The organism is Enterococcus sp. NBRC 3427 (assembly GCF_007996925.1).
In the GTDB taxonomy this organism is placed as follows: domain Bacteria; phylum Bacillota; class Bacilli; order Lactobacillales; family Enterococcaceae; genus Enterococcus_B; species Enterococcus_B lactis.
Window position 1 is genome coordinate 1 of sequence record NZ_BJLL01000074.1, and the last position, 8,925, is coordinate 8,925.

General features: G+C 37.1%; 13 protein-coding genes. 11 read left to right on the top strand and 2 right to left on the bottom strand.

Annotated elements, in window-relative coordinates; genetic code table 11:
* Positions 1-22: 22 nt before the first annotated feature.
* Positions 23-577 carry an NADPH-dependent FMN reductase gene (locus ESP02_RS12015; protein WP_002290264.1) on the bottom strand — a complete coding sequence of 185 codons (555 nt, stop codon included), beginning with the start codon at positions 575-577 and terminating at the stop codon, positions 23-25.
* Between the two features lie 179 nt (positions 578-756).
* On the opposite strand from ESP02_RS12015, the gene ESP02_RS12020 reads away from it, so the two are divergent.
* The 11 genes from ESP02_RS12020 to ESP02_RS12070 all read left to right on the top strand — a co-directional run bounded on the left by ESP02_RS12020 (position 757) and on the right by ESP02_RS12070 (position 7,771).
* Positions 757-1,869: a helix-turn-helix domain-containing protein gene (locus ESP02_RS12020; protein WP_038398599.1), complete on the top strand. Its 1,113-nt coding sequence runs from the start codon at positions 757-759 to the stop codon at positions 1,867-1,869.
* A gap of 1 nt (position 1,870) precedes the next feature.
* A complete protein-coding gene (locus tag ESP02_RS12025) occupies positions 1,871-2,071 on the top strand; it encodes a PLDc N-terminal domain-containing protein (RefSeq protein ID WP_002306273.1) in 201 nt (66 codons plus the stop codon).
* Positions 2,071-2,973: an ABC transporter ATP-binding protein gene (locus ESP02_RS12030; RefSeq protein WP_038398602.1), complete on the top strand. Its 903-nt coding sequence runs from the start codon at positions 2,071-2,073 to the stop codon at positions 2,971-2,973. The genes ESP02_RS12025 and ESP02_RS12030 overlap by 1 nt, the downstream gene beginning before the upstream one ends.
* On the top strand, positions 2,970-3,740 hold the full coding sequence (locus tag ESP02_RS12035; RefSeq protein WP_038398604.1) for an ABC transporter permease subunit: 771 nt from the start codon (positions 2,970-2,972) through the stop codon (positions 3,738-3,740). The genes ESP02_RS12030 and ESP02_RS12035 overlap by 4 nt, the downstream gene beginning before the upstream one ends.
* Before the next feature lie 122 nt (positions 3,741-3,862).
* The gene (gene rpsP, locus ESP02_RS12040; protein ID WP_002290274.1) at positions 3,863-4,138 is read left to right on the top strand and encodes a 30S ribosomal protein S16; all 276 of its coding nucleotides are present in this window, start codon (positions 3,863-3,865) and stop codon (positions 4,136-4,138) included.
* A gap of 11 nt (positions 4,139-4,149) precedes the next feature.
* Positions 4,150-4,401, top strand: coding sequence for a KH domain-containing protein (locus ESP02_RS12045; protein WP_002290277.1), 252 nt, complete (start codon positions 4,150-4,152; stop codon positions 4,399-4,401).
* Positions 4,402-4,524: 123 nt separating this feature from the next.
* On the top strand, positions 4,525-5,316 hold the full coding sequence (locus ESP02_RS12050; protein ID WP_038398605.1) for a hypothetical protein: 792 nt from the start codon (positions 4,525-4,527) through the stop codon (positions 5,314-5,316).
* 150 nt (positions 5,317-5,466) lie between these two features.
* Positions 5,467-5,991, top strand: a complete 525-nt coding sequence (gene rimM, locus ESP02_RS12055; protein WP_002290281.1) for a ribosome maturation factor RimM — start codon at positions 5,467-5,469, stop codon at positions 5,989-5,991.
* Positions 5,981-6,742: a tRNA (guanosine(37)-N1)-methyltransferase TrmD gene (trmD, locus tag ESP02_RS12060; protein WP_038398607.1), complete on the top strand. Its 762-nt coding sequence runs from the start codon at positions 5,981-5,983 to the stop codon at positions 6,740-6,742. The genes rimM and trmD overlap by 11 nt, the downstream gene beginning before the upstream one ends.
* 135 nt (positions 6,743-6,877) lie before the next feature.
* Positions 6,878-7,225 carry a 50S ribosomal protein L19 gene (rplS, locus tag ESP02_RS12065; protein ID WP_002290284.1) on the top strand — a complete coding sequence of 116 codons (348 nt, stop codon included), beginning with the start codon at positions 6,878-6,880 and terminating at the stop codon, positions 7,223-7,225.
* Between the two features lie 258 nt (positions 7,226-7,483).
* A complete protein-coding gene (locus ESP02_RS12070; RefSeq protein ID WP_038398609.1) occupies positions 7,484-7,771 on the top strand; it encodes a DUF2087 domain-containing protein in 288 nt (95 codons plus the stop codon).
* Positions 7,772-7,864: 93 nt separating this feature from the next.
* On the opposite strand, the gene ESP02_RS12075 is transcribed toward ESP02_RS12070, so the two are convergent.
* The gene (locus ESP02_RS12075; protein WP_038398610.1) at positions 7,865-8,521 is read right to left on the bottom strand and encodes a CPBP family intramembrane glutamic endopeptidase; all 657 of its coding nucleotides are present in this window, start codon (positions 8,519-8,521) and stop codon (positions 7,865-7,867) included.
* Positions 8,522-8,925: the final 404 nt, after the last annotated feature.

The window sequence follows — 8,925 nt, forward strand, 5'->3', positions numbered from 1 at the left end:
TTTTTTTATTATTGTTCTGATTTTATTCTGCTAATTTGTTAGAAAAATCTAGATACGCATCTAAAATCGTTTGGAAGAAACTTAATGTTCCTTCAACGATATTGCCGTTTTCATCAATTAGATTCGCAACGTTTCCGATATATGCTTCCGGTTGTTGCAAGGTTGGCACATTCAAAAAGACAAGTGATTGGCGTAGATGGTGGTTTGCGCCAAAGCCGCCGATCCCACCTGGTGATGCAGTAACGACTAAACCTGGTTTATGATCCCAAACACTGTGTCCATAAGGTCTTGAGCCTACATCTAAAGCATTTTTCAATACTGCTGGCACAGAGCGGTTGTATTCAGGAGTAACGAAAACGACACCGTCTAATCCGCTCACTTCCTCACGAAAACGAGTCCATTCAGCAGGAGCTTTTTCTGGGGTTTCAAGATCCTCATTGTAAAATGGCAGATCATCGAATTTTACAAATACACTTTCGTACCCTTCAGGAAGCAATTTCGCAAAAGCTTCTGCTACTTTTTTGTTGTAAGAATCTTTTCTTAAACTACCAATAAAAAATCCAATTTTTTTTGTCATACGATTTTTCCTCCTTCAAACTATCTATAATAATCTTACAAAAAATAAGTAACTGGAGCAAATAAAAACACTTACTGGCAAAAGTTTCGTTTTAGTTGACAAATGATCGCGAAGTATCGTTAGTCTCCATTGCCAACCCTCTTAGAAAGTCTATATAATGAAGAAAAAGGAGGGATAAGATGGAAGAATTATCATTATCGAAAAATGTAGCAAATTTACGAAAGAAAAAAGGCGTGACTCAAGAAACTCTAGCTGAATTCATAGGGGTGACAAAAGCTTCTGTTTCCAAATGGGAGACAGGCCAAAGTATGCCTGATGTACTCATATTGCCTAAATTAGCCAGTTTTTTTGATGTGTCTGTTGATGAACTGCTTGGCTATCATCCTCAATTGACGAAAGAGCAAATCAGACACTTTTATCAGCAGTGGACCACCGCTTTTTCTGAAGAGCCCTTTGAATATGTGATGGAGGACTGTAGAAAAGCGGTCAAACAATATTACTCATGTTATCCTTTTCTTTTACAAGTAGTCGTTTTGTGGTTGAATCATTTTATGCTAACAAAGGATCTGGAGGAACAACAAGCAATTCTGTCTGAAGCAGAAGCGTTATGTACGAAAATCGTTGAAGAATCAGCAGAATTATCTCTATGCAATAATGCTTCTTTGTTAAAAGTAGCGGTCATGCTCCAGTTAGGCAAACCAGAAGAAGCTTTATCTGAAATCGAAGAAAAAGCGGACCCCTATCGTTTTACCCAGCAAAGCGACACCTTACTTATCCAAGCGTACCGAGCCGCTGGACAAACAAAAAAAGCGGTAAGCTATACTCAATTCAGCATGTTTTCTCATTTAATCAATCTCGTATCTTCAGCCACCCATTATCTATTGATCCAAATCATTCAATTACCGGTTATAGAAGAAACTGTCAATAGAATAGATGCTGTGATCCAAGCATTCAACCTGACGGCGGTCCATCCCAACAGTTGTGCTCAATTTTCTTACGCTGCAGCCTGTGCTTATGCGAAACATGAAAAAGAAGAACAAGTAATAAAGTGCTTAAAACAGTTTGTGGATTTGACACTTATACTTTTAAGCGAGGAAGGCAGGATCCTTCATGGTGATAGGTATTTTGATGAGATAACTGAGATATTTGAAGGAGCAGATCTTGGGGTACAGCAAATAAGAGACACGAAAATCATCAGGGAAGGGGCATTAAGTGCATTAGAAAATCCGATTTTTCAACAAATTGAAAGATCAAAAATTGAAAAACTAAAAAAACGATTGGCAGGCGAGTAATATGGGCATCAAAGAATTTCTTCCGTTTTTAATTCCTTTAATCATTGTACAGTTTGGATTACTTATTTATGTACTTCATCATATCTTTACACATTCTGCATATAAACATGGAAATCGAATGATATGGGTGATTATTGTTATTGTTGGTATGCAGTTTATCGGTCCTGTCCTTTATTTGATTTTTGGCAAGGAGGATGCGTAGTGGCTATCTTGACACTTGAAAAAGTCTCAAAGTCTTTTGGTACAAACAAATTGCTGGATGATTTATCTTTTTCTGTAGAAGAACAGACGATTTTTGGTTTCATCGGTAAAAACGGTGCTGGAAAAACGACAACTATGAAACTGATCTTAGGTCTTATCAAAAAAGACAGCGGAACGATCCGAGTGAACGGAAAAGAAGTAGAGTACGGACAAACAACGACCAATCAAGAAATCGGCTATTTAGCTGATGTACCGGTTTTTTATGATTATATGACCGCTTCTGAGTATTTGATCTTTTGTGGCGAACTCACAGGAATGCCTAAACAGCGGAGAAAGGAAAAAACCAATGAACTGTTGTCACTTGTCGGTCTGTCGAATGAAAAGAAGCGGATCAAAAAATTTTCCAGAGGGATGCGACAACGTTTAGGGATTGCTCAAGCATTGTTGAACGAGCCAAAATTACTCATTTGCGATGAACCAACTTCTGCTCTTGATCCTGTTGGTCGAAAAGAAATCTTAGATATCTTATCCTCTGTGAAAGAACAAACGACGATTTTATTTTCAACTCATATTTTATCTGATGTGGTGCGTATCTGTGACAAAGTTGCTTTTTTGGATAATGGAAAAATCGTGTTGTCTGGATCAGTGGACGAATTGAAAAAGCAAACAAATGCTAGTGGGTTTGAGATCGTATTTTTTTCAAAAAAAGAGCGCGAACAATTTGAAGAGCTTTTACCTGGAGGGATGATCCGAAGTGAACTGCGTATAGCTTATCCACAAAAAAGTAAAGAAGAAATGCTTTTTGCTATGGATTTGCTAGCCAAGTATCAATTGCCAGTCCAATCAGTCCAGATGGAAGAACCTACGCTAGAAAAACTCTTTTTGGAGGTCGTTCAATCATGAGACAACTCATTGCCTTCGCCAAAAAGGAGCTGAAGGAAAACTGGCGTACTGGAAAAATCATCACACTAAGTGCGCTCACAGTGATTTTCGGTATAATGAATCCATTGCTAGCTAAATTGACTCCTTATTTAGTGCAAGCTATGTCAACAACTCTGGCAGAGTCAGGGATTTCTGTTCAGAAAATCACAGTTGATGCAACGACTTCATGGACACAATTTTATAAAAATATTCCAATGTTGCTGATTTTCTTCCTTCTTTTATTCAGTGGGATATTGACAAGCGAATACCAAGACGGAACAATCGTCAACTTGCTGACAAAAGGAATGAAGCGCTGGAAGATATTTCTATCGAAATGGATCATGGGTATACTATTTTGGAGTGTCAGCTATTGGTGCTGTTATAGTATTACGCTAGCATACACGATTTATTATTGGGACCAGTCGATTATCACCCATCCTTTATTTATCAGTTTTACTTATTATTTTTTGGGCTGTTGGGTTTATTCATTGATTTTATTTTATTCAGCTTTTCTTTCTTCTAATTATGCGGTTCTGTTGGCTAGTGGGGGAACGGTCATTCTGAGTTATGGTGCTGGGTTGTTCTCTAAAGTAGCAGAATATGTACCGACTTATTTGATTTCTTCCTCAAATTATCTTACGAAAGAAATCCACCTTACAGATTATACTCAGTCATTAGCAGTGACGTGTTGTTCTATCGTCATATCCATCGTAGCTGGGTGGCTTGTTTTTAACAAAAAAGAAGTCTAAAATCTGCTATTTCCTAAAAAAAATCGAATTTAATCAAGCTGTAAAGAAAAAAAGCTTTACAGGGTAAAAAAAAACTGTTACACTACATCTTGTGAATAAAACAATGGAGGTGGAAATAAATAATGGCAGTTAAAATCCGTTTAAAACGTATGGGTTCTAAAAAGAGTCCTTTTTACCGTATCGTCGTAGCTGATTCACGTTCTCCTCGTGATGGACGTTTCATCGAAACTGTAGGTACTTACAATCCTTTGAAAGACCCTGCAGAAGTAGTTTTAAAAGAAGACTTAGTTCTTGACTGGTTATCAAAAGGTGCACAACCTTCTGACACTGTACGTAACATCCTTTCAAAAGAAGGCGTTATGCAAAAACACCACGAAGCTAAATTCTCAAAGAAATAAGGTGACCGGATATGAAAGATTTAAGCGACTTAGTCTTAACAATCGTTCGTCCGCTAGTCACTTATCCTGATCAAGTCAAGTTAGATGTCGTAGAGTCGAAAGATTTTTACGAGTACAACCTAACAGTGGCACCTGAAGATATTGGCCGTATCATTGGAAAACAAGGGCGTGTTGCCAAAGCAATCCGCACGATCGTTTACGGTGTTCGGATCAATGCACCAAAAAAAGTGCGTTTGAATATCATCGATGATAAGGAAAAGTAAATAAACGTGCTGTACTCGAATTTTCGAGTACAGCTTTTTTGTTTTTTTATTAATTGAAGAAATGATTATTTGGCAAAAGAAGCAAGAAAGCGTATCCTTATAATAGGAGGGAGTGAGCAGATAATGAGAAATACGATGTTATTTATTCCGTTTGTCTTATTGTTAAGCGCCTGCAGTTTGATTACTGAAAAATCAGACAATACGCAACCATCAAGCAGTACATCTGAAACTGTTGCAAGTACAGAAAAAAGTAGTACTAAAACGGCTTCATCTACTGAACAAACAAGGACTACCTCAAATAATGAGGAAAAGACTGCTTTAAACCAATTGAAAGAACAACAACCAAACGTGCCCATGCCTTTAGATGTACCAATTTCTTCTGGCTATCTCAATGTCGCAGCGGCACAAACAAAGCAAGGTTATTCTATTTTATATTACGGATCAGATCGTCCCCTCAGATTGAATGCTGACGAATTGAATCAAGAAACGCCTATTGCAACTTATCTCTATCAATATGGATTTGCTTCTAGTCAAGAAACGATCCAAGTCTTGCAGCCATTTGAGATCGATACAAATGGGCAGCAAATGGATTTAGGTCATCAAATCACGGGGTATCAGCAAGGAGCAGCAGGTTCAAGCTACCTTGAATGGCAAGAAGGAAATTGGCGTATTCGGATCCGTGGGAATAATATAGATGGTCAAGAACCCTTACCGTTAGCTAAAGAAATCGTAGCCTATTTGGAAGAAAACAGGCTGCCAGCACCTGAACAATTTGGTAAGATAACTATTGATATGGGAGATACGACGAATCGAGCCGTAGAAGTAAGTTGGCAAGAACCGAAAAATGTCTATACGATCACTCATCAAGACCCTATGGCTGCATTGAAGATGGCAGTTTCTATGAAGAAGCCATGACAGAAGTGCTCAGCTTCAAGAAATAAGAAGTCATCAAAAACAGCACGCCGCAGTTTTGCATAAATTTGGCTTAATACCCTAAAAGAAAACTAGAATTGCCTCTCCGCACATGCTAAAATAAAACAGACAAAAAAGAAATGGGGATATAAGTTGACTGAATACTTGAATGTAGGAAAAATCGTAAACACACAAGGTATCAAAGGTGAAGTCCGTGTGATCTCAACAACGGATTTCCCAGAAGAACGTTACAAAAAAGGAACGGTGCTGACACTATTCCAAGATGGAAAAGCACCTATTGAATTAACGGTCAAAAGTCATCGTAAACATAAAAATTTTGACTTATTGAGTTTTGAAGGTCATCCTTCCATCAACGACGTGGAAAAATATCGGGATGGCATATTGAAAGTGTCAAAAGACAACTCTGTAGATCTAGATGAAAATGAATTCTATTACCATGAGATCATCGGTCTGCGTGTGGTGGAAGAAGATGGAACGGAACTAGGTAAAGTAAAAGAAATCTTGTCACCAGGCGCCAATGATGTATGGGTCGTACAACGTCCGAAAAAGGCTGATATCTTGCTTCCATATATCGCTTCTGTCGTCAAAGAAGTTGATTTAGAAGCTGGAGTGATTCGTGTAGAAATCCCAGAAGGGCTGATTGACGATGAAGATTGATGTATTGACTTTATTTCCACGAATGTTTGAAGGTCCTATGGGTGAATCCATCATCGGCAAGGCTGTAGATAAAGGTTTATTAGACATCAATATCTCTAACTTCCGTGATTATTCAGATAATAAACATCAGACAGTAGACGACTATCCATATGGCGGAGGAGCAGGTATGTTGCTCAAAGTCCAGCCAATCTATGATAATATCCAAGCAATTGAACAAGCTGCACCTGATGTCAAGAAACGAGTCATCCTTCTTGATCCAGCTGGTAAACGATTCGATCAGAAAATGGCAGAAGAATTTTCACAGGAAGAACACCTGGTATTCATTTGTGGTCACTACGAGGGGTATGATGAACGTATCCGCACATTAGTGACAGATGAAGTTTCCTTAGGGGATTATGTCCTTACTGGGGGAGAATTAGGTGCGATGGTCATGATCGATGCAACAGTTCGGCTGTTGCCAGATGTGTTAGGCAATCAGACTTCTGCCCAAACCGATTCTTATTCAACTGGTCTATTAGAACATCCTCAATATACTCGTCCAGCAGAATATAAAGGGATGAAAGTACCAGAAGTACTGACAAATGGAAACCATAAATTGATTGAAGAATGGCAATTAAAAGAGTCGCTAAGAAGAACCTATCAACGCCGACCTGATCTCTTGGAAACACTTGAATGGACACCTCAAATGACGAAATTTTTAGAAGAAATCAAGAAAGAAGAGCAAGAAAAACCATCAGATGTAACCAAGTAACTTTTTCTAAAATCTTCTTTACAGTAGATTGATAGTATGTTAGTATTTTATGGTGAGTGCACAAGCACTTAACTATTACGATATTCCGCTGTGAGAGAAGCTCATAAGAATATTTGGAATAAGGAGAAGAAAACCATGAATCCATTAATCGAAGAATTAACAAAAGACCAATTACGTTCTGACATCCCAGCGTTCCGCCCTGGTGACACTGTGCGTGTTCACGCAAAAGTTGTCGAAGGTACTCGTGAACGTATCCAGTTATTTGAAGGTGTTGTTATCAAACGCCGCGGTGCTGGAATTAGCGAAACTTATACAGTACGTAAAGTTTCTAACGGAGTGGGCGTTGAGCGTACATTCCCATTGCACACACCACGTGTTGCAAAAATCGAAGTAGTTCGCTACGGTAAAGTACGTCGTGCAAAATTGTACTACCTACGTGCATTACACGGAAAAGCTGCTCGTATCAAAGAAATCCGTCGTTAATCATTGTTATCAGACAGAGAAAGAACCCTTGGTATTCAAGGGTTCTTTTTTTGTTCTTATCATGTACGCGATATTCTTGATTCAGTATTTTTTAATTACTCGAATGGGCGAATAACTTATTAGGATGAGTCTATCGACAAATATTAGTAAAAAAAAGAGCCATATGATAATATCTTTCTTGAGAGTAACCGCTTTAATAAAAAATCCAGAATATTCTAACATAAATGGAGTATTCTTAGAATCAAAAGGAGAAAGAAGATGATTTATACTTATACAGAGCAAGAGAAAATGAAAGTTTTGGAGACATTTATGAAGGATGGTAAAGTAAAACAAGTACCAAGCGCAACAAAAAAGAAATACATCCTGCTGAAAGAAGTCTTGAAACGATTCGAACATGGAGTAATCTATACAGAAACAGAAGTCAATTCGATATTGATGGACGTATTTTCTAGTGCTGATTATGTCGAACAAAGGCGTTACCTAATCATATTCGGTTTTTTCAAAAGAAGTTCGGATGGTCGGGCGTATCAGTTGATGGAAAAATGAAAATTAGAAGTTTTGATTTATACTAATTGAAAAAAATTCAAGTATGCGGCGTAGAACCAACGCTGCATACTTGAATTTTTTTGTCATCTGTATCTATAATACAAAACCAAGAACGTTATTCAAAATATGGATAGCCATGATAAAAGCTAATGAGCGATTCGCAGTTAAATAAGCAATCGTCAGTAAAATCGTTCCAGGAGCGTACATGAAAAAATCAATTGGATGCGTTACATGAATAAATGTAAATAGAAAAATAGAAATCAAAGAAGACAAAATTAAACCAATAGATTGAGAAAGCCAATTAATTAAAAGATGACGAAAAATAAGTTCTTCTAAAATCGGACCAAAGAAAGCAAAAACAATCAAAGTCAAAAATAGCGGCGTTTGTTTTCCTAATTGCAATAAATATTCCTGATTGGCTGATTGGTTAGCAGGACCTAAAATGTATTGCATGAAGACGTCTACTAAAAAGATCAAGCCTACCCAAAAAAATATACTAGCAATTCTCAGCCAAGTTTTTTCTTTGAAATAAGAAAAACTTTCTATGATCTCTTTACGAAACAAAATGATACCAACAATAGAAGGAATACATAAGTTAACCGCGAATACAACAAACTCTGAATGTATTAAATCACTGTTCGTTACCATAGATAATAAGGCTAATGGAAGGATCCCTAATTGAAATCCTATGAATAAAAAATAAAGAATGAATAAAGATAATTCTCTTTTATTTGTACGAATAAATGTCAAAACGTACCTCCTAAAATTAGATTTTGGACAAATGCCCTTTAAAAAGATAACAAGATTTCGTTCTTGAAACAATATATATGCTTTTATTCCAAAGAGGTTGTGAAAACAGTATTTTGTCCTGCGCGTTAGAAAATTGAAAATGGGGAATAGCAACTCGTACTTTACCATTTTTTAAGTGAATATAAGATCAGCTAATTGAACACCGTTTATTCGTGATGAAGGACACAACACTGCAGTCGACACATTTCTCTTTTATGTTCAAAGATAACAAATATTTAAAACAAAGAAAAATAGTAGATAATCCCGTCCTAGTTCCTTTTATTCTTCCCTCCTAGCTTCCAAATTTAAGCAATACTTCAATTCATCAAGTTTTATCTTTTTTTTTCAATAATCGTAAAAAAAGA